The 26,675-nt window shown below is 68.6% G+C and carries 26 protein-coding genes and 1 tRNA gene; 9 read left to right on the plus strand and 18 right to left on the minus strand.

Going from position 1 to position 26,675, the window contains the following annotated elements; genetic code table 11:
• The 3 genes from RQG82_RS04950 to RQG82_RS04960 are packed head-to-tail and all read right to left on the minus strand — an operon-like array spanning position 1 to position 4,627.
• Positions 1–1,605: a thiamine pyrophosphate-dependent enzyme gene (locus RQG82_RS04950; protein ID WP_311258025.1), complete on the minus strand. Its 1,605-nt coding sequence runs from the start codon at positions 1,603–1,605 to the stop codon at positions 1–3.
• 14 nt (positions 1,606–1,619) lie between these two features.
• Positions 1,620–3,308, minus strand: a complete 1,689-nt coding sequence (locus RQG82_RS04955) for an amidohydrolase (RefSeq protein ID WP_311258026.1) — start codon at positions 3,306–3,308, stop codon at positions 1,620–1,622.
• Positions 3,305–4,627 carry an MFS transporter gene (locus RQG82_RS04960; protein ID WP_311258027.1) on the minus strand — a complete coding sequence of 441 codons (1,323 nt, stop codon included), beginning with the start codon at positions 4,625–4,627 and terminating at the stop codon, positions 3,305–3,307. The genes RQG82_RS04955 and RQG82_RS04960 overlap by 4 nt, the downstream gene beginning before the upstream one ends.
• 222 nt (positions 4,628–4,849) lie before the next feature.
• On the opposite strand from RQG82_RS04960, the gene RQG82_RS04965 reads away from it, so the two are divergent.
• A complete protein-coding gene (locus RQG82_RS04965) occupies positions 4,850–5,758 on the plus strand; it encodes an Lrp/AsnC family transcriptional regulator (protein WP_311258028.1) in 909 nt (302 codons plus the stop codon).
• 9 nt (positions 5,759–5,767) lie between these two features.
• Here RQG82_RS04965 and RQG82_RS04970 read toward each other — a convergent pair whose 3' ends face one another.
• Positions 5,768–6,340, minus strand: a complete 573-nt coding sequence (locus RQG82_RS04970; RefSeq protein ID WP_311258029.1) for a hypothetical protein — start codon at positions 6,338–6,340, stop codon at positions 5,768–5,770.
• Between the two features lie 64 nt (positions 6,341–6,404).
• On the opposite strand from RQG82_RS04970, the gene RQG82_RS04975 reads away from it, so the two are divergent.
• Both RQG82_RS04975 and RQG82_RS04980 read left to right on the plus strand, forming a co-directional pair.
• Positions 6,405–7,817, plus strand: a complete 1,413-nt coding sequence (locus RQG82_RS04975; protein ID WP_311258030.1) for an MFS transporter — start codon at positions 6,405–6,407, stop codon at positions 7,815–7,817.
• A gap of 37 nt (positions 7,818–7,854) precedes the next feature.
• On the plus strand, positions 7,855–8,775 hold the full coding sequence (locus RQG82_RS04980) for a cation diffusion facilitator family transporter (protein WP_311258031.1): 921 nt from the start codon (positions 7,855–7,857) through the stop codon (positions 8,773–8,775).
• A gap of 40 nt (positions 8,776–8,815) precedes the next feature.
• Here the strand turns inward: RQG82_RS04980 and RQG82_RS04985 are convergent, their stop codons facing one another.
• Positions 8,816–9,385, minus strand: a complete 570-nt coding sequence (locus RQG82_RS04985; RefSeq protein ID WP_311258032.1) for a MarR family winged helix-turn-helix transcriptional regulator — start codon at positions 9,383–9,385, stop codon at positions 8,816–8,818.
• 105 nt (positions 9,386–9,490) lie between these two features.
• Between RQG82_RS04985 and RQG82_RS04990 the strand changes: the two genes are divergently transcribed.
• Entirely contained in the window at positions 9,491–10,360 is an 870-nt protein-coding gene (locus RQG82_RS04990; protein WP_311258033.1) for a hypothetical protein, read from the plus strand.
• A 146-nt stretch (positions 10,361–10,506) separates the two neighbouring features.
• On the opposite strand, the gene RQG82_RS04995 is transcribed toward RQG82_RS04990, so the two are convergent.
• The 3 genes from RQG82_RS04995 to dcd are packed head-to-tail and all read right to left on the minus strand — an operon-like array spanning position 10,507 to position 11,858.
• Entirely contained in the window at positions 10,507–10,725 is a 219-nt protein-coding gene (locus RQG82_RS04995; protein ID WP_311258034.1) for a DUF2283 domain-containing protein, read from the minus strand.
• On the minus strand, positions 10,718–11,251 hold the full coding sequence (locus RQG82_RS05000; protein WP_311258035.1) for a hypothetical protein: 534 nt from the start codon (positions 11,249–11,251) through the stop codon (positions 10,718–10,720). The genes RQG82_RS04995 and RQG82_RS05000 overlap by 8 nt, the downstream gene beginning before the upstream one ends.
• A gap of 1 nt (position 11,252) precedes the next feature.
• Positions 11,253–11,858, minus strand: coding sequence for a dCTP deaminase (gene dcd, locus RQG82_RS05005; RefSeq protein ID WP_311258036.1), 606 nt, complete (start codon positions 11,856–11,858; stop codon positions 11,253–11,255).
• Positions 11,859–11,951: 93 nt separating this feature from the next.
• On the opposite strand from dcd, the gene RQG82_RS05010 reads away from it, so the two are divergent.
• Positions 11,952–12,025, plus strand: a tRNA-Gly gene (locus RQG82_RS05010).
• Positions 12,026–12,085: 60 nt separating this feature from the next.
• On the opposite strand, the gene RQG82_RS05015 is transcribed toward RQG82_RS05010, so the two are convergent.
• On the minus strand, positions 12,086–13,225 hold the full coding sequence (locus tag RQG82_RS05015) for a zinc-binding alcohol dehydrogenase family protein (RefSeq protein ID WP_311258037.1): 1,140 nt from the start codon (positions 13,223–13,225) through the stop codon (positions 12,086–12,088).
• Between the two features lie 76 nt (positions 13,226–13,301).
• On the opposite strand from RQG82_RS05015, the gene RQG82_RS05020 reads away from it, so the two are divergent.
• Positions 13,302–13,865 carry a helix-turn-helix domain-containing protein gene (locus tag RQG82_RS05020; protein WP_311258038.1) on the plus strand — a complete coding sequence of 188 codons (564 nt, stop codon included), beginning with the start codon at positions 13,302–13,304 and terminating at the stop codon, positions 13,863–13,865.
• Between the two features lie 50 nt (positions 13,866–13,915).
• Here RQG82_RS05020 and RQG82_RS05025 read toward each other — a convergent pair whose 3' ends face one another.
• Complete coding sequence (locus RQG82_RS05025; protein WP_311258039.1) at positions 13,916–14,089, minus strand: hypothetical protein; 174 nt, start codon at positions 14,087–14,089, stop codon at positions 13,916–13,918.
• Between the two features lie 228 nt (positions 14,090–14,317).
• Between RQG82_RS05025 and RQG82_RS05030 the strand changes: the two genes are divergently transcribed.
• The 3 genes from RQG82_RS05030 (at position 14,318) to RQG82_RS05040 (ending at position 18,465) form a co-directional block, all read left to right on the plus strand.
• Positions 14,318–15,598, plus strand: coding sequence for a S8 family serine peptidase (locus RQG82_RS05030; RefSeq protein WP_311258040.1), 1,281 nt, complete (start codon positions 14,318–14,320; stop codon positions 15,596–15,598).
• 96 nt (positions 15,599–15,694) lie between these two features.
• Entirely contained in the window at positions 15,695–17,524 is a 1,830-nt protein-coding gene (locus RQG82_RS05035) for an AMP-dependent synthetase/ligase (RefSeq protein WP_311258041.1), read from the plus strand.
• Positions 17,525–17,541: 17 nt separating this feature from the next.
• Entirely contained in the window at positions 17,542–18,465 is a 924-nt protein-coding gene (locus RQG82_RS05040; RefSeq protein WP_311258042.1) for a DUF1295 domain-containing protein, read from the plus strand.
• Positions 18,466–18,483: 18 nt separating this feature from the next.
• On the opposite strand, the gene RQG82_RS05045 is transcribed toward RQG82_RS05040, so the two are convergent.
• Genes RQG82_RS05045 through RQG82_RS05080 form a run of 8 tightly spaced genes read right to left on the minus strand, consistent with a single transcriptional unit; the run spans position 18,484 to position 26,609 of the window.
• The gene (locus RQG82_RS05045) at positions 18,484–19,422 is read right to left on the minus strand and encodes a DUF4862 family protein (protein ID WP_311258043.1); all 939 of its coding nucleotides are present in this window, start codon (positions 19,420–19,422) and stop codon (positions 18,484–18,486) included.
• Positions 19,419–20,195: a glucosamine-6-phosphate deaminase gene (gene nagB, locus RQG82_RS05050; RefSeq protein ID WP_311258044.1), complete on the minus strand. Its 777-nt coding sequence runs from the start codon at positions 20,193–20,195 to the stop codon at positions 19,419–19,421. The genes RQG82_RS05045 and nagB overlap by 4 nt, the downstream gene beginning before the upstream one ends.
• Complete coding sequence (locus RQG82_RS05055; RefSeq protein ID WP_311258045.1) at positions 20,195–20,878, minus strand: N-acetylmannosamine-6-phosphate 2-epimerase; 684 nt, start codon at positions 20,876–20,878, stop codon at positions 20,195–20,197. Before RQG82_RS05055 ends, nagB begins: the two co-directional genes overlap by 1 nt.
• A complete protein-coding gene (locus tag RQG82_RS05060; protein WP_311258046.1) occupies positions 20,875–21,837 on the minus strand; it encodes an ROK family protein in 963 nt (320 codons plus the stop codon). Before RQG82_RS05060 ends, RQG82_RS05055 begins: the two co-directional genes overlap by 4 nt.
• A complete protein-coding gene (locus RQG82_RS05065) occupies positions 21,837–22,784 on the minus strand; it encodes a dihydrodipicolinate synthase family protein (RefSeq protein WP_311258047.1) in 948 nt (315 codons plus the stop codon). Before RQG82_RS05065 ends, RQG82_RS05060 begins: the two co-directional genes overlap by 1 nt.
• Before the next feature lie 15 nt (positions 22,785–22,799).
• Positions 22,800–23,600 carry an ABC transporter ATP-binding protein gene (locus tag RQG82_RS05070; protein WP_311258048.1) on the minus strand — a complete coding sequence of 267 codons (801 nt, stop codon included), beginning with the start codon at positions 23,598–23,600 and terminating at the stop codon, positions 22,800–22,802.
• Complete coding sequence (locus RQG82_RS05075) at positions 23,597–25,651, minus strand: dipeptide/oligopeptide/nickel ABC transporter permease/ATP-binding protein (protein WP_311258049.1); 2,055 nt, start codon at positions 25,649–25,651, stop codon at positions 23,597–23,599. Before RQG82_RS05075 ends, RQG82_RS05070 begins: the two co-directional genes overlap by 4 nt.
• A 1-nt stretch (position 25,652) precedes the next feature.
• Entirely contained in the window at positions 25,653–26,609 is a 957-nt protein-coding gene (locus RQG82_RS05080) for an ABC transporter permease (protein WP_311258050.1), read from the minus strand.
• Between the last annotated feature and the right edge of the window lie 66 nt (positions 26,610–26,675).

Genomic DNA, 26,675 nt, shown 5'->3' on the forward strand with positions numbered 1-26,675 from the left:
TCAGTCCTGTCTCTGCATGGGAATGTGCACGAGCTGCACTCCGCCGGCCGCGATGGCCTCGCGGATGCTCGGCACGATGTCGTCTCGGGCGTCGACCCGACGCCCGGTGGCGCCGAACGCGGTCGCGAGGGCCGCCCAATCGGGCTGCACCAGATCGACGCCGATGGGGGTCATTCCGCGGTCGACCTCGTTCTGACGGATCTCGGCATAGCCGCCGTTGTCGACGCACACGATGGTGATGTCGAGTCGCTGTTCGACAGCGGTCACGATCTCGTTCACGCAGAACATCAGGGCACCGTCGCCGATCACGGTGACGACAGGATGCTCGGTCTGCGCCACCCGCGCACCGATCGCGGCCGGCAGTCCGTACCCGAGCGTCGCGTAGGTGGGCGTGTAGAGCAGCGAGTGCGGATGCTGCGAGCGCAGCACGCTGCCGAGCGCCATGTAGACGATCTGTGACGAGTCGCCGGCGACGATCGCATCGTCGGGCAGGGCGTCGGCGATGACCTCGGCCAGCGCGACCGTCTCGGGCGCGGTGTCACGCATCTCGGCCTCGATCGTGGTGCGCTCGGCGGTCAGGTCTCGAGCTGCGCGTCCCTGGTCGGGCAGCAGCGCGAGCAGGGCACCGCCCACCGCGACAGCGTCACCTGCGATCCCCACGGTCGCATCGAGGTTCTTGTTCAGCTGCAGCGGAGAGATGTCGATGCGCACGACGGCGCCGCGCGCCTCCAACCGCGGAGCCCAGAGCTCGGCCTCGCCGAGCTTCGAGCCGATGACGAACACGACGTCGGCATCCTCGGCCACCGCACGGGCCGCCGCGAGACGCAGATTCGAGCCGAGTGACAGCGGATGCCGTTCGTCGACGACACCCTTGCCGTTGAGCGTGGTGAGCACCGGGGCACCGAGGCGTTCCGCGAGTGCTGTGACCTCGTGCGCGGCGTCGGCCGACCCGCCTCCCGCGACGATCACCGGCCGCTGCGCACCCTGCAACAGGCGCGCGGCATCGGCGAGAGCCGAGGGATCACCCGACACCCGCGGAGGCAGCGCCCGGGGACGGCGGGCCTCCGCGGGGACATCGGCCGGGGCCTCGAGCACGTCGAGGGGGATCTCGATGTGCACGGGGCGGGGGCGGCCGGTCTGGAAGAGCGTGAAGGCATCGTGCACCGCATCGACCGCCTCGGCGGCGCTGGACACTCGGCGGGACCATTCGGCGATCGCGCCGACCATCGCCGTGGCATCCTTCGTCTCGTGCAGCGTGCCGACGTCGGCGAATTCCGCACCGAGAGGCACCCCCGGGGACAGCACGATCATCGGCCGCGACTCGCAGAACGCGGTCCCGATCGCGCTCATCGCGTTCTGCAGACCGGGTCCCGATGTCGTGATGACGACACCGGGCAACCCGGTCTGCTGCGCCCAGCCGTCAGCCCCGTAGCCGGAGCCCTGCTCGTGCCTGTTCGTCACCGCACGGATGCCGAGGTCGGCGAGCGGGCGATACAGCTCGAGGTTGTGCGTGCCAGGGATGCCGAAGATCGCATCGACCCCGTAGGCGCGGATGGTCTCGAGCACCGCGCGGCCGGCGGTGTCGGCATAGGGGTCGTCGGTCATGCTCGCATCCTCGCTCATGCTGACGCCATCGCCGCGGCAGCCACGTGGCGGCGCGCACCGTCGACCCATGTCTCACGCACGGCGATCGACGAGATGTCATCGGCGCCGACTGCGAGCGGGTCGTCGGACAGTACGACGAAGTCGGCGTACTTGCCGACTTCGAGCGAGCCGAGGTCGTCTTCGCGGCCGATCGACACGGCGCCTTCGATCGTGTGAGCGCGCAGAGCCGAGAGAGCGGAGACCCGCAGGTCGACGGGTCCGAGGGTGTGGCCCCGACGCGTCACCCGGGTGACGGCCGTCTGGATCGCCTCGAGCGGGATGGGCTCTGCCACAGGCGCATCCGACGAGATCGTGAACGGCACGCCCGCTCGTTCGAACTCGCCGAGCGGGTTGAAGCGCTCGCCCGGGGTGCCGATCGCCTCTTCGACGCCCTCACCCCAGTTGAAGTAGTGCTGGGTCTGATTCACCGGACGGATGCCGGACGCGGCCATCCTCTCGATCTGCTCGGGCGTCGGCAGACCGCAGTGCTCGATGCGGTGACGCGCATCGGCGTCGGGGTGCTCGGCGAGAGCCGCCTCGATCGCCGACACGACCATCTCGATCGCGGTGGGCGACTGCGCGTGGGTGGCCGTCTGCAGACCGGCGGCGTGCGCTCGGCTGATCAGCGCCGCGTACTCGGCGGGCTCGTGGTACAGCTGGCCCGTGCGGCAGGGGTCGCCGACGTAACCGTCGGGGAAGTACGCCGTCCAGCCTCCGAGCGTGCCGTCGGCGTAGAGCTTGATGCCGGCGAAGCTGAGGTGCGCATTGCCGAACTGCCCGACGAGACCCATCTCGAGCGCCTCGTCGAGCAGGTGCGACAGCAGGTACATCGACACCCGCAGCTCGAGACGGCCGGCCTCGGCGAGACGCAGGTACATGTCGAACTCGCGTCGGGTGACCTGGCAGTCGCCGATAGAGGTGACTCCGCCAGCGAGGAACCGCTGCGTCGCGGCATCCAGCTGTCGCAGGTGCTCTTCGGGCTCGTCGGCGAGGTGGAAGTTCGGACCGTGGTGGCCGATCTTCACTCCGTGGACGCCGGTGAGGATGTTGCATGCCGCGTCCGAGAGCTCGCCCGTCAGCTCGCCGTCGGCGTCGCGGAAGAACTCGCCGCCGTCGGGGTTCGGGGTGTCGCGGTCGACGCCGTTCTTCGTGAGCGTGTACGAGTTGACGACGCCGCCGTGACCCGAGGCGTTCATCAGGTAGACCTCTCGGTCAGCCGCGACCTCGTCGAGTTCGAAGCGGGTGGGATGCCGCTTCTCGGCGAGGTTGCGCTGCTCGTAGCCATAGCCCCGCACCGGCCGCCCGGCCGGCGCGTCGACCGCCGCCGCCTTGAGCAGGGCGACGATCTCGGGGATGCTGTCGGCCTTCTCGGGTCCGCAGTCGACCCAGGTCATCAGCTGCCCGAACATCAGCGGGTGAGCGTGCGCGTCGACGAACCCCGGCACGATCACCGCGTCACCGAGGTCGACGTGCTCGGGTGCGAGGCCCGCATGGTCGGCGGCGGCCTCGCACTCGGCGGGTGTGCCGATCGCGACGATCCGGCCGCGGTCGGTGAGCATGGCGGTCGCGGTCGTGGCAGCCGCATCCACCGTCTGGATCACGCGAGCCGTGAACAGCTGCGGCATCGTCTGGGCGGAGCGATCGAAGGGAGTGAGCTTTCTCATGGCAGCCTGTTCGCGGTCGTGTCGGTGCGGGCGGTGAACGACGCCGTGACCGGCGCCTCATCCGAGTGCTGCGGGGCGAGCTTCGTGCAGATGCCGGCGATGACGGCCATGCCGATGAACATCGCGATGACCGACCAGATGCTGCCGGTCCAGGCGATGAGCTGCGTCGCGAACCAGGGCGAGAATCCGGCCCAGATCGCTGCGCCCACGCCGTAGGACAGGGCGATGGAGGTGTAGCGCGCCTGCGGACGGAACATCTGCGCCAGCAGAGCCGCGATCGGTGCGTACGTCGCGCTCATCGCGATGCGCACCAGCGAGGCGAACAGGAAGATGAGCGGTTCGACGCGGCCGGGCATGACCAGCAGGAACGGGATGAACGTGAGCACCGAGGTGATCAGACCGATGTACATGACGTTCTTGCGGCCCCACTTGTCGCCCAGCCAGGCGATCGGCAGCGTCACGACGAACTCCACGAACGAGGCGATGGTCATCGCGTCGAGGATGACCTGCTCGCTGACCGAGATCGGCTCGCCGGTGGCGTAGGCGGTGACGAACGTGGTGGCCAGGTAGTAGCCACCGGTCGAGATCGGCAGGATGCCGATGCCGAGCAGGATCGGGCGCCAGTTCGTGCGCAGGGCGAAGGCCAGCGGCATCGACTGCTTGCGGCCTTCGACCTTCGCCTCGAAGACCGGGGTCTCCTCGACGCGGTAGCGAACCCAGAACCCGACGCCGACCAGCACGATCGACAGCAGGAAGGGGATGCGCCAGCCGCCGTCCATGATGAAGTCGGGGCTGACGCGCGACATGATCGCGAAGATGCCTGAGGCGAGCAGTGCCCCGGCCGGGTTGCCGAGCTGGGTGAAGCCGCCGTAGAAGGTCTTCGACTTCTCGGGGGCGTGCTCGACGCTCATCAGCACCGCGCCGCCCCATTCGCCGCCGACAGCGAGTCCCTGGATCGCCCGCAGCAGGATCAGGAGGATCGGGGCGAGGATGCCGATGTTCTCGTATGTCGGCAGGCAGCCGACGAGAACGGTCGCTGCGCCCATGAGCAGCAGCGTGATGACGAGCGACGTGCGCCGGCCGAGCTTGTCGCCGATGTGGCCGAAGATGATGCCACCGAGGGGGCGGACGAGGAACGCGACGGCGAAGGTTGCGAAGGCCGCTGCGGTCTCGGCGAGTCGGTCGCCGCTCGGGAAGAACAGCGGACCGAAGACGAGGGCGGCGGCGGTCGCGTAGACGTAGAAGTCGTACCACTCGATGGTGGTGCCGACGAAGGCGGCGATGCCTGCGCGTCGCGCCTTGCTGTGGGTGGAAGTCATGTGTGGACCGCTCCTTTGCGGAAGATGTCGGATAGCGAAGGATGCTACGGACGTGCGGACCCGAGGACAAGGTCAGAACTCCAGCGTGACAGACGATTCACTGGACTTCTGAACCTTCAGTCGCGCACGATCGGTCTACCCGCCCGCCTGAAGGCCTTCTACACTGAAGTTATGTACCCGCGGCAGCGCGTTCGCGGGAAACTGAGGAATGTGGGCTGAACCATGGATTTCGACGCCGAACTCATCCGTGCGCTGCAGGAGGACGGTCGCGCCAGCATCCGCTCGCTGTCTCTGCGCCTGGGGCAGTCGAGGGCTGCTGTCGCCGCGCGGCTGCGGGCCATGCTCGACGATCGCACCGTGCGGGTGGTCGCGGCAGTCGATCCGGTCTTCCTCGGCCAGCACGTGCTCGCTCACGTGTCGATCCGCACCGACGGCGAGGTCGAGATCGTCGCGGAGCACCTGCGCGACATGAGCGAGACGGTGCTCGTCTCGGCGGTCGGCGGCGCCCATGATCTCGTCACCGAGGTCAGGCTCGGCACGATGGAGGACCTGCACGACCTGCTCGCCCAGATCCGTGCCATCGACGGCGTGCTCGACATCAACACCATCATCTACTCGACCGTGGTGAAGGGCTTCTTCGTCTCGGAGTACCACGGCGACGTCACCCTCGACGCGGTCGACGAGGATCTCATCGAACGACTGCAGTCCGATGGACGCATGAGCTTCCGCGCCCTCGGCGAGGCTGTGCGGCTCTCGCCCTCGGCCGTGGCGACCCGAGTGCAGCGACTGATCGACGGCGGGGTGATCAAGATCAGCGCGGTCGAGGCCAGAGGTCTCGCGCACCGGCAGCTGTCGATGGGCGTCGGACTCAATCTCAACCACGATGATGAGGCGGTGATCGAGGAGCTGCGCACCGGGCGCGGCATCGACTTCGCCGCGCGCACCCTCGGGCGCTTCGACGCCGTGGCCACGCTGGTCGAGCCGTCTGCCGGAGCGTTGTACGCAAGCCTGGAGCGGCTGCGCTCGCTCGCCGGCGTCACCCGCATCGAATCGTGGCTGCACCTGGCGGTGCTCAAAGAGGACTACGCGCGCACGTTGCGCGAGCCGATGCTCGGCCGCCGGCCGGACTGACCGAACCGCTCACGCCGTCCGCAGCGCCGCGTCGAGCAGGTCGAGGAGCGGCCGGGGCATGCGCGCGAGCGGCAGCACATCGATGATGTCGGCCGAGAATCGGGCCTTCCTGCCTGCGGCGGTGCCGGCGAACCGGTGCAACTGCTCGTCGATCGACCGCGCGCGCTGCGCGGGCTGCTCCTGGAACACCTGGAATCGTGCGAGCTCACCCCGAGCCGCGAGAGTGTCGAGCACGAGCTCCGGGCCTGCGGCGGCGATGACTTCATCCTCGAGGTCGCGTCCGCAGCCGAAGAAGCCGGCGTCGCTCGGCGCCGCACCGTCGGCGATGACGCCCACCTCGATCAGGACCTTCGTGACGTAGTCGCCCTCGGCGTCGTCATACAGGCCGAGGATGCGAGGTGAATCCGGGGCGCTGCGCAGCGCCGTCACGTGCTTGCGCAGGTTCGTGATGCCGTCGAGATCGACGAGGTCGAGGCTCTCGATGCCGATCCGACGGCGGCGCGCGAGAGCGATGAAGGCGAGGCTGTCGCTGCGGCCCTCGAACAGCACGACGGTGCGAGGCACCGCCCGCATCGTCGACATGCCTCGACCCTAGCCCGCGGCGCGCCGTCACCGTCCGTTCACCGCGCGCCGCCAGACTGCGATCATGAGCGAATCCCCGCAGAACGGCGCGGTGCCCGAGCCCGCCGCGACGGCGAACAGCGGCGCGGTCGGCGTGATCGGCCTCGACCTGCGTGGCGAGACCCCGGCACCGAAGAAGCAGGTCTACTCGTGGGCGCTGTGGGACTGGGCGACGCAGCCCTTCAACACCGTCATCCTCACCTTCATCTTCACGGCGCTGTACCTCACGACCGAGGCATTTCTTCCGGCGGAGATCGCCGGCCTCGATGCGAAGGACCCGATCCGCGAAGCGGCTGAGGCGGACCTCGCCTCGGGTCTCGGTCTCGGTTCGACGATCGCTGGCATCGCGATCCTCCTGATCGCGCCGGTTCTGGGCCAGCGGGCGGATGCTGCGGGGCGTCAGAAGCTCTGGCTCGGGATCGGCACCGGCGCGCTCGTCGCCTGCATGCTCGGCCTCTGGTTCGTCGAGCCGACGCCGACGCTGTTCTGGCTCGGTGTCGCGCTGATTTCGGCTGGATCCGTGTTCGGCGAGATCGCCGCGGTCAACTCGAACGCCATGCTGATCGGCATCGCGAACCCGAAGACCGTCGGGCGCATCTCGGGCCTCGGTTGGGGATTCGGATACATCGGCGGCATCCTCGCCCTGGTGCTCGTCGTCATCTTCTATATGTTCGACTGGTTCGGTCTGCCGGACGACGGGGGTCTGCCGTTCCGCATCATCGCGGTCGCCTGCGCGATCTGGGCGATCGTCTTCTCGATCCCGATCTTCCTCAACGTGCCGGAGCCGTCGCTCGGACGCCCCGAGCGCAAGGTCGGCTTCTTCGCCTCCTACGGCCTGCTCGTGAAGGACGTCGTCGGCCTGTACCGCAACCCCGACACCCGCCAGACCTTCTGGTTCCTGCTGTCGAGCGCGGTGTTCCGTGACGGGCTCGGCGGGGTCTTCGCCTTCGGCGCCGTCATCGCCAGCCAGGTGTTCGACTTCGGCTTCCTCGACCTGGTGATCTTCGGCATCGCCGCGAACCTGATTGCAGGCGTCTCGACCATCATCGCCGGCCGCTACGACGACCGCTTCGGTCCGAAGCGGATCATCCTCATCTCGCTCGCCGCCATGGTGATCGCCGGACTCGCAGTGTTCTTCCTGGTGGATGCCGGGACGGTCGTGTTCTGGATCGGCGGCCTGGTGCTGTGTGCGTTCGTCGGCCCCGCCCAGGCGGCGTCGCGGTCGTTCCTCGCCCGCATCACGCCGGCCGGTCGCGAGGGCGAGATCTTCGGTCTGTATGCGACGACCGGGCGGGCGGCGAGCTGGATGGCATCGGGCGCCTGGACGCTGCTGATCGTGCTCTCGGGCTCGACGTCGTACGGCATCCTCGGCATCGTGCTGGTGCTGATCGCCGGGTTCCTGCTGCTGCTGCCGGTGAAGGCGACTCAGCGCGCCTGAGCGGTCGGCTTCTGCGCTGCGGGAGTAGCCTGACCGCGTGACGGTCATCATCGCTTTTCTCGCCAACATCCTCGTCGCGATCGCCAAGACGATCGCGGCGGTGATCACGTCTTCGGCGTCGATGGTCGCCGAGGCGGCGCACTCGTGGGCGGATGCCGGCAACGAGGTGTTCCTGCTCATCGCCGACCGGCGGGGCGCGCGGGTGAAGGACACGCGGCATCCGCTCGGATACGGACGCGCGGCGTTCGTGTGGTCGTTGATCGCGGCGTTCGGCATCTTCACTGCCGGCTCGATCGTGTCGATCATGCACGGCGTGCAGGAGCTGTCGGAGACGGGTCCGGTCGAGAGCCCAGGGGTGGCATACGCCGTGCTCGGCATCGCATTCGTGCTCGAGGGAGCGTCGTTCACGCAGGCGATGGTGAAGTCGCGGCGGCTGGCTCGCGAGCGCGGATCGTCGACCTGGGACTATGTGCTCGAGACGAGCGACACGACGCTGCGGGCGGTGTTCTTCGAGGATATGGCCGCCCTGATCGGGCTGGTGATCGCGGCGGGTGCGATCGCGATGCATCAGATCACCGGCGTCGCCGCGTGGGATGCCGTGGGGTCGATCCTCGTCGGAGTGTTGCTGGGTGTGGTCGCGATCATCCTGATCGGCCGCAACATCGCGTTCCTCGTGGGCTCGAACGCGTCGCCCGCACTGCGCGATCGAGTCGGGCGCGCGCTGCTGTCGTCGCCGCAGATCCAACGACTCACCTATCTGCACATCGAGTACGTGGGCCCGAACAGGCTCTTCATCGTCGCCGAAGTCGATCTGACCGGCGACGCCCGCGAACATGATGTCGCCCGGAGCCTGCGTGCGATCGAACAGCAGATCGAAGCACACGATGTCGTCGAGACCGTGGTGCTGTCGCTCTCGGTCGATGACGAGGAGTCGCTGGAGTTCGCGGCAGCTGTCTGACGTCATCCCGCACCAGCACAGCACACGCCACCTGCGGAGGTCAGCTCTCCCAGTTGTCGGCGAGCTTGTCGAGCAGCCTCGCGAGCTGATCGCGCTCGTCATCGGTGAAGGCCGCGAGCGCCTTTCCCAGCGCCTCCCGCCGTTCACCCCGCATCCCGCGGGCGATCTTCCGCCCCTCGTCGGTCAACGCGATCCGGGTGCGTCGCGCATCGTCGGGGTCGGCTTCTCGACGCACGAATCCGTGCGCGACCCCCTGCTGCACGAGCCGCGACGCCCGGGGCTGGTCGACGCCGATCGCCGCGCCGAGATCGCTGACGCTGAGCGGAGCGGATGCCGCGGCAAGCGCCTCGAGCATCCGCATCCGCGCCGGTCCGCCGAAGCGCCCGGACGGGTCGTTCATCCAAGGCGGCATGCCGGGGTTCTCCGGCCGCCCGTGCCGGTGATCCCCATGGTCGGCATGGTCCGCGTGGTCGGAGTGCGGTCCCCCGTGCCAACCGTGCGGCCCGCCCATGCCTCGCGGGCCGCGCCCGCGCTCGCCAGGACGTCGCCCGCGCAGGCGCGACAGAGCGCGGGCGATGGCCTCGGTGGGGTCGTTCTCTGCGGCGCTCACGATTCGATTTTACATGCGACTTGACATGGATCATTACTACATGTCACAATACATACACATGCATAGTGACAAGCACATGCTCCATGACATCTAAGGACTTCCCTCATGAACACCTCTGAGACTCAGAACACAGACAGCACCTCCCGCCCCTTCGGCTACTGGCTGAAGGCCGTCGACCGCCTGATGGCGGCCGAGTTCGACTCCGCATTCGAAGGCGAGCACGCAAGCCGCCGTGACTGGCGGATCCTCAACATCATCGATGGCCCCACGCCTGCCCGTCGCCCCCTGAACGCGCACAAGCTGCACGCTCTCGTCGAGCGCGGCTGGGTCGTCGCCGACGGCGACGGCTGGACGCTGACCGACGACGGCCGTGCGGCCAAGGAGCGCCTCGGCGGCATCGTCGACGGCATCCGCGCCAAGGTCACCGACGCCGTGAGCCCCGAAGATCTCGAGACCACGCTGACCTCGCTCGAGCAGATCGCCCGCGCGTTCGGCTGGGACGAAGAGACTCCGCTCCCCCGTGGGCGCGGTCGTCGCCACGGCTTCGGACCCCGCGGCTTCGGTCGCGGATTCGCGCCCGAGCACGGGTTCGGCCCCGGCCTTCCCGGACGCGGCTTCGGTCGTCGCCACGGACACCCGTTCGGACGCGGTCGCGGATTCGCACCCGGGTACGACTCCGAACACGAGAACCGGCACGGGCGCGGAGCGGATGCCGAGCGCCGCGGACACGACTGCGGACACCGCGGCCACCCGGGGCACGACCGCTTCGCAGACGCGCACGATCGCGGGAACGGCGGTCACGCAGACCACGGCCGCGCAGACCACGGGCACGCCGACCACGGTCACGCAAGCCACGGCCACGAGCACGGCCGGCACGGAGGACCCCGCCACGGCGAGCACCGTGTCGCCCGTGCGGCGCAGCACGCCTACGAGCGCGGTTTCGACGCCGGCTTCACCCGAGGTCGCGACGCCTGACGGCATCCGACACCCGAAACGCCCCCTCCGACCACGGTCGGGCGGGGCGTTTCTGCGTCCCCGCGCGAGCCCCCTTGCGGGGTCGAAAACACACCCGAGAACGCCGCAGCGGATGCACTTTTGACCCCGCCCGCCCTCCGGGCGCGCTATCGACCGCGCAGAAGCACAGGACGGAGCAGTGCGGATGCGCCGAGGATCTCGACACCGAGCAGGTGGCCGTCCTCGTCGAAGTCGAGGAACAGCTCGCCCGAGATGCCGTCCGGCAGGTCGACCGGAACGGTTCGTGCGACCCCGCCGTCGGCGATCGGTGCGCCCAGGGTCACATAGGCGGCATCGACCGCGGGGTCGTATCTCAGATCACGCACGCCACAGCGCACCGGCGATCGCACCGGGCTCGCCGGCTCCCAGAGCGAACGGCACGCTCGTAGCGAGGTAGATCGCGCCGGCGATCGCCGCCCCGAGCAGCACGATGAGGAACACGAAGATCACCACTGAGAACACGCCGTATCCGCCGGATGTCGGCGCCTCGGGCGCGACCGACGGCTGCGCCCAGTCGTCTGCCACCGGCGCGGGCTGGTCGCCCGTGAGGATCGCCGGCTTCGGCCGCGATCGGCGCGTCGACGGGAGCATCGCCTCCGGCGGAGGCGGCGGGATCACTGCATCCGGAATCGCCGACTCAGCCGGGGGCGGCGGAATCACCGGAGCCGCCGGAATGAGGCCCTCCGGAATCGGAGTCTCGGGCGGGGGCGGCGGAATCAGACCATCCGGAATCGGCGTCTCGGCGGGAGGTGGAGGAATGACCCCATCCGGCACTCGCGCCTCAGCCCGGGGAGGCGGCGGATTGACGGCTTCCTCCGACGGGATCTGCGGATCTCTGCTGTCACCGCTCATGTCAGCCCCCGATAGCTCCGACATCGGTCGTGCCGACGTCGGTCTTGTGGAAATTCTGGAACGAGCGGGATGCCGTGGGCCCGCGCTGTCCCTGGTATCGGTTGCCGTACGGGCCGGAGCCATACGGGTTCTCAGCCGGAGAGGTCAGCCGGAAGAAGCACAGCTGCCCGATCTTCATGCCCGGCCACAGCTTGATCGGCAGCGTCGCGACATTCGCGAGCTCGAGCGTCACGTGCCCCGTGAAGCCGGGATCGATGAACCCGGCGGTCGAGTGCGTGATCAGCCCCAGGCGACCGAGCGACGACTTGCCCTCGAGGCGGGCCGCGATGTCGTCGGCCAGTGAGACCTGCTCGAAGGTCGCGCCGAGTGCGAACTCTCCGGGGTGCAGGATGAACGGCTCATCCGGGTCGACCTCGATCAGCCGAGTCAGCTCCGGCTGATCGACCGACGGGTCGATGAACGGATACTTGTGGTTGTCGAACAGGCGGAAGTAGCGGTCCAGGCGCACGTCGATGCTCGACGGCTGGATCATCTCCGGCTCGTGCGGGTCGAGACCGATGTGGCCGGAGGCGAGTTCTGCTCTGATGTCGCGGTCGCTGAGAAGCACGGCCCCAGCCTAGTCACCACACGCCGCCGACACTTTGGCCCTGACGGATCAGCCGGGTAGGCTTGCGTTCACCCGCTCCTCGGATGCGAGTACGGGGCTGTAGTTCAATGGCAGAACTTCTGCTTCCCAAGCAGATAGCGCGGGTTCGATTCCCGTCAGCCCCTCCATATATGTGACGTCCCGATCGCTGTTCCCGCGATGCACTCGGGCACCTCCTCACGGATCCATCACGGATTCGTCGGTGGGTGGTCGAGGGTGATGACGAGTTTCCGTGCCGATACGCCGCGGCGAAGGGTGTCGATGGCTTCTTGGATGGCCGAAAGCCCGTGTCCTGCTACGTGCGCCTCCGGGTAGGCGTGGTGGCTGCCCGAAGCGAGGGCGGCAGGGAGATACCCGCCCCAGACGGCCGGACCCACGGGAGAAGTGGCGATGGCGCTTCCCCAGATGAACGATGCCCTGATCCCGCGAGTGCGACTGCGCACCTGCAGGAGGGCGGTTCTCGTTCCGAGCTTCAGGAAGAGGCGGATGCGGGCGAGGGAGAGACCGCCACGGCGGGGTTGTTCGTAGAACGAGACGGAAGGGCTCGCCATCGCGATCCGTGTGGCGCCGGTGGCGCGCGCGATCCTCAGGCAGGGCTCAGCCGATCCCACCGCGACGGCGAGGATCCCCGCCACCGCGGAGCCGCCGACCGCTTCGATGATCCGATTCGCCGCTTCCGGGTCGCGATAGTCGAAGGCGGCTTCTGCTCCCAGTCGCCTCATCCGGTCGTGGTTCTTCGCAGAGGCTGTCGTGATGACGCGATAGCCGGCTGCTCGGGCGAGTTGGATCGCATTGCCTCCGACAGCTGTCGCGCCGCCCCAGATCACGACGACCTCATCGCGATGCGCCGAGTCCCCGAGACGGGAGTAGTCCAGTCCCAGCTGCTCCTTCTCGAACAGGCCGGCCGCCGCTGTGGACACCGCCAGCGGCAGAACGGCAGCGTCCTCGAAAGCGGTAGTGGCCGGCAGAGCCGCGGCAAGGCTCGCGTCGACTGCGACATAGGTCTGGAAGCCGCTCTCGGAGACGGCATCCCGCCCCTTCTCCAATCCCATCGCATACGCCACGACTCGGTCTCCGACGACGAAGTCGTCCACGCTCGCTCCGGTCTCGACGACCACGCCCGCGACGTCCTCCCCGAGGATCACCGGGTAGCGCAACCATCCGTACATCACAGTGCCGTTGGACTGGATGATCGCATCGAGCGGATTCACCGCCACCGCGTGCACCGCGAGCAACAGCTGCCCCGCCCCCGGCTTCGGCATCGGGGCATCTCGAATCGTCAGGTCCGCATAGGCGGAATCGATCCACGCCGCGGTGTTGTCGCTCATTCTTCTGTTCTCCGAATCTGATGACATCTCGTGTCATCACGCTCGAGCTTACGACAGTTCGTGTCATCATTGCTCTATGCCTCGTTGGTCACCGGATGCTGCGTTGCGGTTGGAAGCCGCAGCGATGAACCTGTTCACCGACCAGGGGTACTCGGGAACCACGGTTCCCCAGATCGCCGAGGCGGCGGGACTGACCACACGGACGTTCTTTCGCCACTTCTCCGACAAACGCGATGTGCTGTTCCTCCGAGATCGCGAGTTCCCCCGAGCGGTGAGCGACTTCATGGAGTCCATCCCGCACGAACGCGGCGGGACGGCCACGGTGCGCGCAGGCCTCGCATCCGCATGCCGAGGCCTCCAGGACTGGCGAGAGCAGATCGCACGTCGACGCAGCATCATCCGCAGCGAACCCGCGCTGCACGAACGCGATCTTCTACGCAGTCACTACCTCGCGCGCGCCATCGAACGGTCACTGAACCAGCGCAGCATCACCCCCGAGCACGCACACACCTTGGCCGCCCTCGCCGTTACCTGTTTCGACCTCGCGATGGACCGATGGCTGGAAGGCCCTTCCGATCTCTCACTCGAGGATGCCCTCGCTGCGGTGTGGACCGACATGCAGGGATGGATCAACGGGTGACATCGCCGGCTGGAGTGAGCGTTCTTCGGCGCGTCACGCATTGGTAGAGGTCAGAGGTCATCCCAGGGGAGGAACTCGACCGTCACGTCGTCTCCGTCGACCGTGTACGTGCCGATGAGATCAGTCGGGTAGTCGGTCGTGCCGGTCCCAGACGAGGTTCCCCCCTCAGGGCGGTACCAGAAGACGACGTCGACCATGAATCGGTGATCGGTCCGAAAGGTCACGTTGTGCGGCGCCTGGATGACCCCGGTCGTCGACGGATCCTGTTGCCTCAAGAGCAGAGGACAGACGGCATCCACCGAGGTCCCGGGTTCGACGCAGGCGTCGGCTTGCTCGTTCGCCGCGTCACCCGGATGCCGACGGGAGCGCGGGCGAACTCGCGAAGCACGTGCGCGTTCGTCGACCATGACGACCATGACGCCAGCCCCGTGACGTCTAGGCTGATACCCAGCATGACCCGGGGGGGAAAGATGATGGCGAATCGCGCACGACGATGGATCGCGGCCGGAGCAGCAGTGGTGGCATTGGCGACCGCGGCAGTGGTTCCGAGCGCGGCATCCGCGCAGGACTTCTCCGGCGGCGGGCCCAACTGGTACATGGACGCGATGAAGATCGCGCCGATCCACGACGCCGGCATCACCGGCGAGGGTGTGACGATCGCGGTGTTCGACGGTGGTCTTTACCTCGACGCGCCGACGCTGCAGGGCGCGGACATCGAGGTCCCCGACTTCGATGGATGCCACGACCCGCTGGATTATGCGCCGACTCAGTACGAGGAGTTGAAGCACGGCACCTCGGTGACGTCGCTCATCGTCGGCAACGGCACGTCCGAGAGTGGCGAAGGGCCGAAGGGCATCGCACCGGAGGCCCACATCTTGTACTACGGAGCGCTGCAAGGCGGGGACAGCCTGGGTCAGTCTCCATATACGTGCAAGGCCCCGTTCGAGGATGTCCTTGACGATGCCGTCGCCCGCGGGACGGACATCGTGACGATGTCTGGCGGCTCGGCGAAGCTCGCCGAGGAACTTTCCGAAGGCGCGTACGAGAGTGTGGCGATGGCCCTGAGGGCCGGGGTCGTCATCGTCGCAGGCCTGCCCAACGACGACACCGTTTGGACATTCGAGTTGGACGAAGGCAACGGGGTCATCAATGTCGCCTCGGTCGACGCCACCGCTGCTCCCGCGAAGAAGAGGTACTCAGAGGAGGACATGGCCGACCCGAACACCGACGTCACAGCCCCCGGAATCGGTGTCGCGGGCGTCGGGTTCAACGAAACGTGGGGCATGACCACCTGGCAGGGAAACTCCGCAGCGACACCCCTCGTCGCGGGGCTCATCGCTCTCGGCATGCAGAAGTGGCCCGATGCGACAGCCGCGCAGCTGACCCAGTCACTCATCCACAACACCGGATCGAACCCCCATGAGCTCGAGCGGTCCGACAGATACGGATACGGGATCGTCAACGCCACCCGGTTCATCGCCGAAGACCCGACGCAGTACCCGGACGAGCACCCACTCTTCGTGGAGGAGCGCTCTCCGTCCTTCGACGCGGTCTACAACCCGCCTTCTCCGACCCCCACCCCGGAGCCGGTCGCGGCCCCGCAATCGGAGCTGCCGATGGTGCTGGTCAGCCTGGCGCTCGTGGTCGTCCTCGCCCTCGCCGCCGTCGCTGGCGTCATCATCCTCATCGTGGTCGTCGTGAAGCGCAGCCGTCGGGCGCCTGACGCCAGCTGACACGAGGCACGCCTCACATCTGCATCCCATCCGATTCCTCCTCGGCTCCGAACAGGTGCAGATGGGCCCGTTCTCGCGCGCCCGAGAGGAGTTCCGATGATCGAGTCGTCGACCCCGCCGCTTGCCGACCTCGACGGGTATCGCAACGTCACCGACCTGCTGGTCGCGCGCGCAGCCATCGCCCCGGATCACGTCGCCTTCGAGGTCAAAGGAGCGGATGCCCGAGGCTCGTGGCGCCCGATCACGACTCGGGAATTCCTCAACCAGGTGCGCGCTCTGGCCAAGGGCTTCATCGCCCAGGGCGTGCGGGCCGGTGACCCCATCGCGATCATGGCGCCGACGCGATACGAATGGGCCGTCGCCGACCTCGCGTCCTGGTTCGCCGGCGCCGTCGTCGTGCCGATCTACGAGACGTCGTCGCCCTCGCAGGTGAATGCCATCGTCGCCGATGCCGGGGTGCGTCTGGCGATCGGCGGCACCACAGAGCACGCGGTGCTTCTGCAGGCGGCGCTCACGGAGACCGAGCGGATCACACTCGGAGCCTGGACGATGGATGCCGCGGCATCCGGCACTCTCGCAGACCTGGTCGCGCACGGCGTCGACGTCTCCGATGACGAGCTCGACGCCCGCAGAACCTCAGCCACGCAGGACGACCCTGCGACGATCGTCTACACCTCGGGCACCACGGGCGAGCCCAAGGGCGTCGTTCTCACGCACCGCAACTTCCTCGGTCAGGTGCTCAACATCGCCGCCGCGTATCGCGAGATCGTGAACGAGCAGGGCAACACCGTCATCTTCCTGCCGCTCGCCCACGTGCTGGCACGCGGGCTTCAGCTGATCTGCCTGGCCAGCGGAATGCGCATCGCGCACCTCTCCGATCCTTCGACCGTCGTCGCGACCCTCGACACGCTGCGCCCGACGTTCCTCGTGGTCGTGCCGCGCGTGCTGCAGAAGATCCAGGCGGCGGCTGCCACGAAGGCTGCCGACAAGGGCCTCGCGAAGGTGTGGGCGAGAGCCCATGCGACGGCCGTCGCATGGGGCCACCGCGCCGAGCGGATCGACGCCGGACGGCGAATCCCGAAGAACCGCGGGCTCAGCCTGCGGCACCGCTTCTTCGACGCCCTCTTCTTCCGCCGCCTCCGCACCGTGATGGGCGGCCGGGTCGGGTACATCCTCTCGGGCGGAGCAGCGCTCGATGCCGACCTCTCGCTCTTCTTCCGCGGCATCGGGGTGCCCGTCATCGAGGGCTACGGACTGACCGAGACGACGGCGCCACTCACCGGGAATCTGCCCGGTCGCATCGCCTCGGGCAGTGTCGGCTCGCCGCTCCCCGGTCTCACGGTGCGCATCAGTGACGACGGAGAGGTGCTCGCCCGCGGCATCGGCGTCTTCGCCGGGTATCGCGATCCGGCTCACGACGAGGGCGCCTTCGTCGACGGCTTCTTCCGCACCGGCGATCTCGGGCGGCTGGACGACCAAGGCCGGCTCATTCTCGAGGGTCGACTCAAAGACGTGATCGTGACCTCGAACGGCAAGACCGTCGTGCCGACCCGGTGGGAGAGCGCGGTCGAGGCGAATCCGCTCGTCTCGCACGCGGTGATGGTGGGCGAAGGCAAGCCGTATCTCTCGGCGCTTCTCGTTCTCGACCCCGAGCAGACCCTGGCATGGGCCGCCGCCGAAGGCGTCAGCATCCCCCTGGTCGCCGAGACAGACCTGCGCGCCGTGACCGACCCGACCCTGCGCGCTCACCTGCAGCGTGCCGTCGACGCCGCCAACGCCCTCGTGGCTCGCAGCGAGCAGGTGCGCCGGTTCAGCGTGGTCTTCGCCGACCTCGAGGACCGCGCGCTGGTCACGCCGACCATGAAACTCAAGCGGAGTGTCGTGCTGGATCGCGCAGCCGTCACCGTCGAAGACCTGTACCTCTGAGAAGCAGAAAGAACGCCATGTCCTCCCCCACCTCATCCACCCCCAAATCCTCGCGCTCCTCCGTCGTCGCGATCATCGTCGCGCTCGTGATCGGAGCCCTCGTCGCGCTCGCCGGCAGCCAGGGCGGTGCGATGATCGGCGGCATCCCGCTGTTCGCCCTCGCCGTCGCCGCGGCCTTCGCGATCCAGGTCATCGCGTTCATCCCCGCGATGATCCTGCGCACCGAGCGGTTCTTCGACCTCACCGGCAGCCTCACCTTCCTGGCGATCTCCGTCGCCCTCGTGCTGCTGACGCCGATGCCGGATGCGCGCAGCTGGATCCTCGCGGCGATGGTGATCCTGTGGGCCGCCCGCCTCGGGTCCTTCCTCGCCCTGCGCGTGCACAAGGCCGGATCCGACGGCCGCTTCGACGAGATCAAGGGCTCGCCCGTGCGCTTCCTGCAGGTGTGGGTGATCCAGGGTGCGTGGGTGTCACTGACCGCGGCGGCGGCATGGATCGCGATCAGCACGGATGCCGCGGCACGCGCCCCGATCGGATGGCTGACCATCGTCGGCATCGTCGTGTGGCTGCTCGGCATGACCATCGAGATCGTCGCCGACGCGCAGAAGTCGGCATTCCGCGCAGACCCGCGCAACAAGGACGAGTTCATCCGCACCGGCCTGTGGTCGAGGTCTCGCCACCCCAACTACTTCGGCGAGATCGTCATCTGGGTGGGCGTCTTCCTGACCGCCGCCCCCGTGCTCGCCGGGTGGCAGTGGGTCGCGCTGCTCTCGCCGCTGTTCGTGATCCTGCTGCTCACGCGGGTGAGCGGCATCCCGCTGCTCGAGGCACGCGCCGAGAAGAAGTGGGGCGACCGTCCCGACTACGTCGAGTACCGCGAGAACACGCCGTCGTTGATCCCGCGACTCACCCGACCGGCCGTGCGGGAGCGAGCTGCGTAGAAGAGGGCTCAGCGGCGCTCACGCGCGCGCAGCCGCCCGCAACGCTCGCAGATTGTCTTCGACCGTCTGCAGCACGGCATCCGCAGTCGTGTCGCCAGGGCGTCGACTCACCTTGAGTCCGAGGCGGTCGACCTGACCGGCGGCGGCGAGCGCGGCGGCGACATGGGCCGCGTCCAACAGCGACCCTGACGCAGGATCCGCGCCGGCGAGCGGCAGGTGCCCGTCCGTCCAGGCAGGACCGTACGGCCCGTCGACCGCGGCAGACCCCGAGAAGGTGAGCCCGGCGAGGCGACCGGTCGCCGCCGCGGCGGCGACCTGCGCGGTCACCGCGTCGGCGTCGCGGGTCTCGATCACCGAGCGTCCCCAGTTCAGCCAGAGCGCCACCGGAGACTCGACAGTGAGGATCGCATCGATCTCGTCGTCGAGCGACAGGAAGCCCTTCTCCCACGGATGTCTCGTCGTCGCCGCGTCGCAGTGCTCGACGACGAGCTGCGCACCCGCCCAGTCCCATCCGGCGATCTCGGCGAGCGATGCCGCCAGACGCATCCGGTCTCCCCCGCCCTGAGGTGCGGTGTGGAGCGCGACCACCGTCACTGACGCATCGGTGTCGCGGTCGATCCGCCGCAGGTCATGGGCGACGGCGCGCAGATCCGCGATGGCGGCACGGCGCCCGTCCTCCTCCGGGGAGGCGATGCCGTAGCTCGCATCGGCACCGCACCGCCTCATCACCCACGGCAACGGGGTCACCGCGAGCTGGGCCCCGGCGGGCACGTGGCTCAGGAACCAGGCCGGATCATGCGGATGGATGCCACCCATCCACGGCACCTCGAGCCCCACCACGCCGGGCAGTGCGCAGAGCGCAGGCAGAAGCTCGGCCTCGAGATCGGGATCCCAGGTCGCGTGCGCGGGAGAGACGGCGTAGGAGCTGATCAGCAGCGGCGCGAGCGGCTCGGTCATGACACCAGGTGGCGGTGCGCCTGAGTGTGCCGGTAGTACTCGGCGAGCGCGAGCCGGGATGCGGCCGCGTCATCGACGAGCACGGTGACGTGTCGGTGGTGTTGCAGGATCGTCGCGGGCCATCGGGCCGACACAGGGCCCTCGACGAGCTGCGCGACGGCCTCCGCCTTCGCCTCGCCGGTCGCGACGAGCACGATGCGCCGCGCGTCCATGATCGTGCCGAGCCCCTGCGTGAGGCAGTGATACGGAACCGCAGAGACGTCGCCGCCGAAGAATCGTGCGTTGTCATCGCGGGTCTGCGCGGTGAGCGTCTTCACCCGCGTCCTCGACGCCAGCGACGAACCCGGCTCGTTGAACGCGATATGCCCGTCCGTGCCGATGCCCAGGATCTGCAGGTCGACACCGCCCGCCTCGCGGATCGCATCCTCGTATTCGTCGCACGCCGCGTTCAGATCGGCGGCGTCGCCGTCCGGCCCGCGCACCGCGCCGGGGGCGAGGTCGACGCGCGAGACGAAGTCCTCGCGGATCACCGTGCTGTAGCGGCACGGATGTCCTGCCGGCAGCCCGACGTACTCGTCGAGCATGAATCCCCGAGCGCGGGCGAGGGAGAGCTGCCCGCGCGCGACCCGCTCTGCGACCGCGCGGTAGATGCGCTGGGGGCTCGAACCCGTCGCGAGGCCGAGCACGGCATCCGGTCGGGCGGCGATCAGTGCGGTGATGTCGTCGGCGACGATCTCGCCGATCTGTTCTTCGGGCGCGATGACGACGTCCATCAGCTCTCCTCGGTCAGTGCGGAGACGAACCATGACGTGATGGTCGCCGGGTGGGTGATCGCCGTGCCGACGCACACCGCGAATGCTCCGGCGGCAGCCGCGGCCGCTGCCTGAGCAGGCGAGTGGATGCGCCCCTCCGCCATGATCGGAGTGCTGCAGTGCGCGGCCAGGAGCGCGATCAGCTCGATGTCGGGGCCGTCGGTCTTCGGTCGCTCCGCCGTGTAGCCCGCGAGTGTCGTCCCGAGGATGTCTGCGCCGGCATGCTCGGCCGCGAGCGCGTCGTCGAGCGAGCCGCAGTCCGCCATGATCAGTGCGTCGGTGTGCTCACGGAGCGCGGTGATCGTCTCGGCAAGACTGCGCTCGTCGGGGCGAGTCCTGCGAGTCCCGTCGATCGCGATGATGTCGGCACCCGCGTCGGCGACCGCCTTCGCGTGCTCGAGCGTCGGGGTGATGAAGACGTCGGCGTCGCCGTCTTTCCACAGCCCGATCACGGGCACGGTCATGCCGGCGACCGCTCTGATGTCGTCGAGCCCCTGCACCCGGATGCCGGCGGCTCCGCCGACGACCGCGGCCTGTGCGACCTGCGCCATGGTGCGGGGGTCGCGCATCGCCTCGCCGGGGTAGGCCTGGCACGAGACGACGAGGCCCCCGCGCAGCTCGTCGAGCATGTCTGTGGATGTCATATCGCCCTCCAGGCGGATGCTGCCGCGCCTCGCAGAGGCGCGTCGTCGCCGAGCACGCCCGGCAGGATCGGAGTGGACTGCAGCGCGTCGATGGCGTCGTCTGCGAACGAGCGCAGCATCGGCTCCCACCAGGCGTCGCCGATCTTCGGCACCCCCCCGGTGATCACGATCCGCTCGGGGTCGAGAATCGTGGCGGCTCCGGCGAGCGCACGACCGACCGCGGCTGCGGACTCGCTGACGGCACGGATGGCGACCGGGTCGCCGTCGGCCGCGGCGGCCGCAATGCCTCGGGCATCGACGATGAGCGGGTCTCCGCCGAGCCAACGGAAATGCGCGTGCAGACCGATGCCCGAGCCGATGGCCTCGAGATGGCCCATACGACCGCAGGGGCAGCGCAGATGCTCGGCACCCGGTGTCGGCAGGTGGGCGATCTCACCTGCGACGTGATGGGCCCCGCGCACGGCGCTGCCGCCGATGATGAGCCCCGCACCGACACCGGTGCCCACGGCGACGACGAGCGCGCTCGCGGCACCGGCTGCCGCCCCGTGCCGGTGCTCGCCCTCGGCATGCGCGTCGACGTCGTTCTGCACGACGACCGGGGCGTCTGGCACGAGCAGGTCGCCCAGCGCCTCGCGCACGAGCATGGCCACGGGTGTGCCCGGCCAGTCGGCGAACGTGTCGGTCGCCGAGACGATCGTGCCGGTGACGGCGTTGACGACGCCGGCCGCTCCGATGCCGACGCCGACGAGCCGCGCCGATGATCCGTCGAGGAGCCTGCGCGCCAGGCCTGCGACGGTCGAGACGACCGCCGTCGGTCCTTCAGCCGCGCGCGTCGGCGCCGTCTCGGTGCACAGCAGCACATCGTCACGGTCGGCGAGGGCCGCCGATGTCTTGGTGCCGCCGATGTCGACCGCCAGGACGACCTCGCTCGACCCCGCTGGCACGAGACGATGCGCCATCAGGAGACGACGACCGGCAGCATCCCCTGCTCGGAGAGGATCTGACGGATGCGCGAGACGGTCTCGGCATCGAGCGGTTGCACGGTGTCGGCCATCGTCGCGTGGTCGATGATGCCGCGGGCGTGCATGGCCGCCTTGAATGCGCCGACACCGGTCGCGTCACCCGAGAGGCCCTGCGGTTCGAAGACGATGTCGAACGCGCGGTTGATGCGCTCCTGCTCGCTGCGCGCCTCGGCCCAGTCGCCGCGCTGCGCGGCGTCCCACAGCCTGACGTAGCCCGCAGCCTCGACGTTCGCGAAGCCCGGAACCACTCCATCGGCACCCGCAAGGGCCATAGCGTCGACGACGACCTCGTGGCCAGTGAGCAGCTGCAGCGGGCGCCCCGCGGCGTCGTTCGCGGCGATCAGACGGCGGAACGAGACGTCGTCACCGGAGGAGTCCTTGACCCCGCGGATGACTCCCTCGGCGCCGAGCCGCACGAGCAGATCGATGCCCAGCTTGGAGTGCACTCGCACGGGCACGTCGTACGCCCACAGCGGCACGTCGATCGCGGCGGCGATCGCGCGGAAGTGGTCGGCGACCTCTGCGGCGGAGTTCAGCGTGTAGAGCGGGGCCGTCGTGACGATCGCCTGTGCACCCGCCGCGACCAGGCGACGCGCGGTCTCGATGATACGGGGGGCGGTGAGCTCGATCGCGCCGGCGATGATCGGCACCCGCCCCGCGTTCGTCCTGACGATCGTGGTGAGCAGCTCGACGCGCTGGTCGTCGGTGAAATAGGCGGTCTCGCCCGTCGATCCGAGCGCGAAGAGGCCCGACACGCCCTCGTCGATCAGTCGCTCGACGAGCCGTTCGAGCGACACGTGGTCGATCGTGCCGTCGGGCAGCAGTGGGGTGGCGACGGGCGGGACGACACCGGTGAAGGTGACGGAGGGGGATGCAGAAGTCATGGTGTTCCGGTCGTTTCAGTTGGTCGGTTCGAGCAGCGAGGGCGCGGCGCCCAGCAGCGTTCTGGTGTAGTCGTCGGAGGGCGCCTCGAACACGCGAGCGGCATCGCCGAACTCGACGACCCTCCCGCGGTTCATCACGGCGATCTCGTCTGAGAGGTAGCGGACGGTCTGGATGTCATGAGAGATGAAGACCATGCCGAGGCCGAGCTGCTCCTTCAGGTCGGTGAGGAGGTTGAGGATCTGCGCCCTCACCGACACGTCGAGCGCCGAGGTCGGTTCGTCGGCGACGATCACCTGCGGATCGAGCACCAGCGCCCTGGCGATGGCGACGCGCTGACGCTGACCACCCGAGAGTTGACTGGGCAGAGCCTCGAGCGCCGAGGCGGGAAGCCCGACGAGTCCGATCAGGTCGCGCACCTTGCGACCACGGGTCGCAGGCGTGCCGAGCCGGTGCACCTGCATCGGGTCCAGCAGCGCGTCACGCACGGTCATCCGGGCGTTCAGAGCGGTAGCGGGGTCCTGGAAGACGACCGACAGGATGCGTCCGAGCCGTCGGCGCACCGCCGGAGTGAACGACGTCACCGTCTCGCCGCCGAACACGACCCGGCCGCTGGTCGGCTTCTCGAGGCCGACAAGCACCTTGGCCGAGGTGGACTTGCCCGATCCCGACTCACCCACGATCCCCAGGGTCTGCCCTCGTTTCACGGTGAGCGAGACACCGGCCAGCGCGTCGACGTACTTCGGCTTGAACAGCGATGACGCACGCGTCTTGTAGCGGACGTGGACGTCCTCGAGCTCGATGACGGTCTCACTCATCGTCCTGCTCCGATCGCTTCGATGGGCGCATCGTCCGGATGCGCCGAGTAGTAGTGCTCGGTTCCCTCGATCCGCCGGCGCACCGGTGTGACCCCCGCATAGCGGGCAGGGGCGGACGAACGAGGAGCGAAGCGGTCGCCGGCGGGGAAGTCGCGCGGCGACGGGACGACGCCGGAGACCTGGTGGAGCCTGTCGGAGCCCGCCTCGATCGACAGCACGGCACCGAGCAGCCCCTGCGTGTACTCGTGCACCGGCTGGGTCAGGATCTCGCGGGTCGTGCCCTGCTCGACGACCTGCCCCGCGTACATCACCGTGATGCGGTGAGTGAGCTCGGCGACGAGCGCCAGGTCGTGCGACACGAAGACGAGGGCGAAGCCGAGCTCGCGCTGCAGTCGCATCAGCAGCTCGACGACCTGCGCCTGCACCGTGACGTCGAGAGCGGTGGTCGGCTCGTCGGCGATCACCAGTCGCGGGTCGCGGGTGAGCGCCATCGCGATCAGCACGCGTTGCCGCTGACCTCCCGACAGCTCGTGCGGGTACGAGGCGAGTGTGCGAGCGGGGTCGAGACCCACCAGCTCGAGCAGGTCTTCCGCCGTGCGGGTGCCCCCTCGGGAGGTGAGCTGCTTCATCTGCGAGCGGATGAGCATCGCCGGGTTCAGCGAGCTCAGCGCATCCTGGTAGATCATCGCGATGTCGTGCCCTCGCAGCGCGTTGCGCCTCTTGGGGGTCATCTGCAGCAGATCCTGACCGTCGAACAGGATGCGCCCTCGGACGTCGGCCTTGGGGTCGAGCAGTCCCATGATCGCGAGCGAGGTGATCGACTTGCCGCAGCCCGACTCACCCACCAGCGCCATGGTCTCGCCGGGGCGCACCGTGAAGCTGACATGGTCGACCACATCGACGTCGCCGTGCCGCGGGAACGAGATGCAGAGGTCCTGCACGTCGAGCAGCGGGGTCTCGACGCCCGAATAGACGAGGCGGTCGGTGCGCGCGAGCTCGCGCTGGCGCAGGTCGGCGAGCCGCTCGGAGAGAGGCACAGCGGGCGCCACCGGCACCAGCACGTCAGGCACGCCGCTCGGCACCGAGAGGTTGACCGCCGTGTCGACCGTGACGATCACGTTCGTGTCGTCGGGGCCGGCGGCCGCCTCTTCGAGCTCGTGCGTCGACTCCTCGGTGTTCGCGGCATCCGCGGTGATCTTGCGTGCACGCGGCGACACCATCGCATCGGTCATCCCCTCGGAGAGGATGTTGAGGCAGAGCACGGTCAGCATGATGAGGATGCCGGGGAAGAACGTCGCCCACCATGCCCCGCTCATCAGCAGGTTGCGCCCGGCGGCGATCACGTTGCCCCACGACGGCTCAGGGTCGGGCACGCCGGCCTGCAGGAACGACAGCGACGCCTCGAAGACGATCGCGTCGGCGACGAGCACGGTCGCGAACACGAGCACCGGAGCCATCGCGTTGCGGGCGACGTGCTTCGCGATGATCCGCGGGGTGCCCGCGCCCATGACGCGCACCGCCGAGACGTAGTCCTCGCCATACTGGTCGAGGATGTTCGCACGGATGATGCGGGTGAGCTGCGGTACATAGAGGAAGGCGATCGTCAGGACGAGCACCGGGAGCGACTTGCCGAACACCGCCACGAACACCGCGGCGAGCGCGATGCCGGGGAAGGACATCACCACGTCCATCACCCGCATGAGGGTCTCGGAGATCCACCGGGGGGCGGTGGCGGCGATGGTGCCGAACACGCAGGCGGCGGCCAGTGCGACCAGAGTCGCGCCGAGCCCGATCACCAGGGAGTACCGCGCGCCGTAGACCAGGCGGGAGAAGATGTCGCGGCCCTGACGGTCGGTGCCGAACCAGTGCTCCGCGCTCGGTGGCTGCACCGGAGCGCCGGATGCCAGCGGATCGAACGGCGCGATCAGCGGTGCCGCGATCGCAGCCAGCGCGATCACTGCGAGCACCACGATGCAGATCAGGGAGCCGAGGGACAGGCCGCCGAGGCGGAGTCCCGGAAGCGAGAGTCGTTCAGTCAGTTTGCGTCGCATGTCACACCGCCCGGATTCGGGGATTGATGAGCACGTACAGGAGGTCGACGATGATGTTGATCACCACGAAGGCCAGTGACACTGCGAGAGTCACGCCCTGCACGAGATTGGGTTCGTTGTTGGTCACGCCGTTGAGGATCAGCGTGCCCATGCCGGGGATCGCGAAGATGATCTCGATCACGACCGCCCCGCCGATGAGGTAGCCGATGCGCAGACCGAGCACGGTCACGGGCGTGATCAGGGCGTTGCGCAGCACGTTGCGGCCGACGACGATGGTGCGCGGGATGCCGGCGCCGAGCGCCGTGCGCACGTAGTCACGATCGAGCTCCTCGACCATCGAGGTGCGCACGACACGGGACAGCTGGCCGATCACCGGAACGGCGAGAGCGATGGCCGGCAACGCCATGCGGGCGAGCCACCCGGAGGGATCCGCCCAGGGATCGGGCAATGGACCGGACGCGGGGAGCACGTTCAGCCCGAGGGTGAAGAGCTGGATGAGCAGGATCGCGAGCCAGAACGAGGGCGTCGACAGCGACGCCACACCGATGATGCGGATGAGCTGGTCGGGCCAGCGGTCGCGGTAGACGGCGGCGAGGACGCCGATCACGAAGGCGACGATGACGGCGATGACGAGACCGAGGAAGGTCAGCGCGAGCGTGACGGGGAAGGCGCGGACGACCTCGTCGATCACCGGAAGACTCCGTGCCGAGTAGGTGCCGAGGTTGCCCTGCAGCAGCCCGACCAAGAAGGCGAAGTAGCGCACGAGCAGCGGCTGCTCGAGGCCGTACTGTTCTCGGTATGCCTCGAGCGCCTCGGGGGATGCGGTCTCTCCGAGCGCGGTGCGGGCGGGGTCGACGGGCGAGAACGACATCACGAAGAAGACGAGGAACGTGATGCCGAGGATCATGAACGGCAGCTGCAGCAGCCGTCGTCCGATGAGGCGGAGCGTGTTGGACACGTGCCGCTCCTTCCAGGTTCGGGGAGGTGTGGCGGGGATGCGCTCGGGCGCGCATCCCCGCCGTGG

Source organism: Microbacterium sp. WCS2018Hpa-9 (assembly GCF_031843745.1).
Taxonomy (GTDB): domain Bacteria; phylum Actinomycetota; class Actinomycetes; order Actinomycetales; family Microbacteriaceae; genus Microbacterium.

What these genes read in the sequence shown, in the direction of transcription:
- RQG82_RS05020 (WP_311258038.1), top strand. Translation starts at nt 13,302, where the DNA reads ATGCCTCGTTGGTCACCGGATGCTGCGTTGCGGTTGGAAGCCGCAGCG.
- RQG82_RS04955 (WP_311258026.1), bottom strand. Translation starts at nt 3,308, where the DNA reads ATGAGAAAGCTCACTCCCTTCGATCGCTCCGCCCAGACGATGCCGCAG.
- RQG82_RS05040 (WP_311258042.1), top strand. Translation starts at nt 17,542, where the DNA reads ATGTCCTCCCCCACCTCATCCACCCCCAAATCCTCGCGCTCCTCCGTC.
- RQG82_RS05015 (WP_311258037.1), bottom strand. Translation starts at nt 13,225, where the DNA reads ATGAGCGACAACACCGCGGCGTGGATCGATTCCGCCTATGCGGACCTG.
- RQG82_RS04965 (WP_311258028.1), top strand. Translation starts at nt 4,850, where the DNA reads ATGGATTTCGACGCCGAACTCATCCGTGCGCTGCAGGAGGACGGTCGC.
- RQG82_RS05065 (WP_311258047.1), bottom strand. Translation starts at nt 22,784, where the DNA reads ATGACTTCTGCATCCCCCTCCGTCACCTTCACCGGTGTCGTCCCGCCC.
- RQG82_RS05035 (WP_311258041.1), top strand. Translation starts at nt 15,695, where the DNA reads ATGATCGAGTCGTCGACCCCGCCGCTTGCCGACCTCGACGGGTATCGC.
- RQG82_RS04960 (WP_311258027.1), bottom strand. Translation starts at nt 4,627, where the DNA reads ATGACTTCCACCCACAGCAAGGCGCGACGCGCAGGCATCGCCGCCTTC.
- RQG82_RS05030 (WP_311258040.1), top strand. Translation starts at nt 14,318, where the DNA reads ATGACCCGGGGGGGAAAGATGATGGCGAATCGCGCACGACGATGGATC.
- RQG82_RS04970 (WP_311258029.1), bottom strand. Translation starts at nt 6,340, where the DNA reads ATGTCGACGATGCGGGCGGTGCCTCGCACCGTCGTGCTGTTCGAGGGC.
- RQG82_RS05055 (WP_311258045.1), bottom strand. Translation starts at nt 20,878, where the DNA reads ATGACATCCACAGACATGCTCGACGAGCTGCGCGGGGGCCTCGTCGTC.
- RQG82_RS04950 (WP_311258025.1), bottom strand. Translation starts at nt 1,605, where the DNA reads ATGACCGACGACCCCTATGCCGACACCGCCGGCCGCGCGGTGCTCGAG.
- RQG82_RS05075 (WP_311258049.1), bottom strand. Translation starts at nt 25,651, where the DNA reads ATGCGACGCAAACTGACTGAACGACTCTCGCTTCCGGGACTCCGCCTC.
- nagB (WP_311258044.1), bottom strand. Translation starts at nt 20,195, where the DNA reads ATGGACGTCGTCATCGCGCCCGAAGAACAGATCGGCGAGATCGTCGCC.
- RQG82_RS04975 (WP_311258030.1), top strand. Translation starts at nt 6,405, where the DNA reads ATGAGCGAATCCCCGCAGAACGGCGCGGTGCCCGAGCCCGCCGCGACG.
- RQG82_RS04990 (WP_311258033.1), top strand. Translation starts at nt 9,491, where the DNA reads ATGAACACCTCTGAGACTCAGAACACAGACAGCACCTCCCGCCCCTTC.
- RQG82_RS05000 (WP_311258035.1), bottom strand. Translation starts at nt 11,251, where the DNA reads ATGAGCGGTGACAGCAGAGATCCGCAGATCCCGTCGGAGGAAGCCGTC.
- RQG82_RS05070 (WP_311258048.1), bottom strand. Translation starts at nt 23,600, where the DNA reads ATGAGTGAGACCGTCATCGAGCTCGAGGACGTCCACGTCCGCTACAAG.
- RQG82_RS05045 (WP_311258043.1), bottom strand. Translation starts at nt 19,422, where the DNA reads ATGACCGAGCCGCTCGCGCCGCTGCTGATCAGCTCCTACGCCGTCTCT.
- RQG82_RS05060 (WP_311258046.1), bottom strand. Translation starts at nt 21,837, where the DNA reads ATGGCGCATCGTCTCGTGCCAGCGGGGTCGAGCGAGGTCGTCCTGGCG.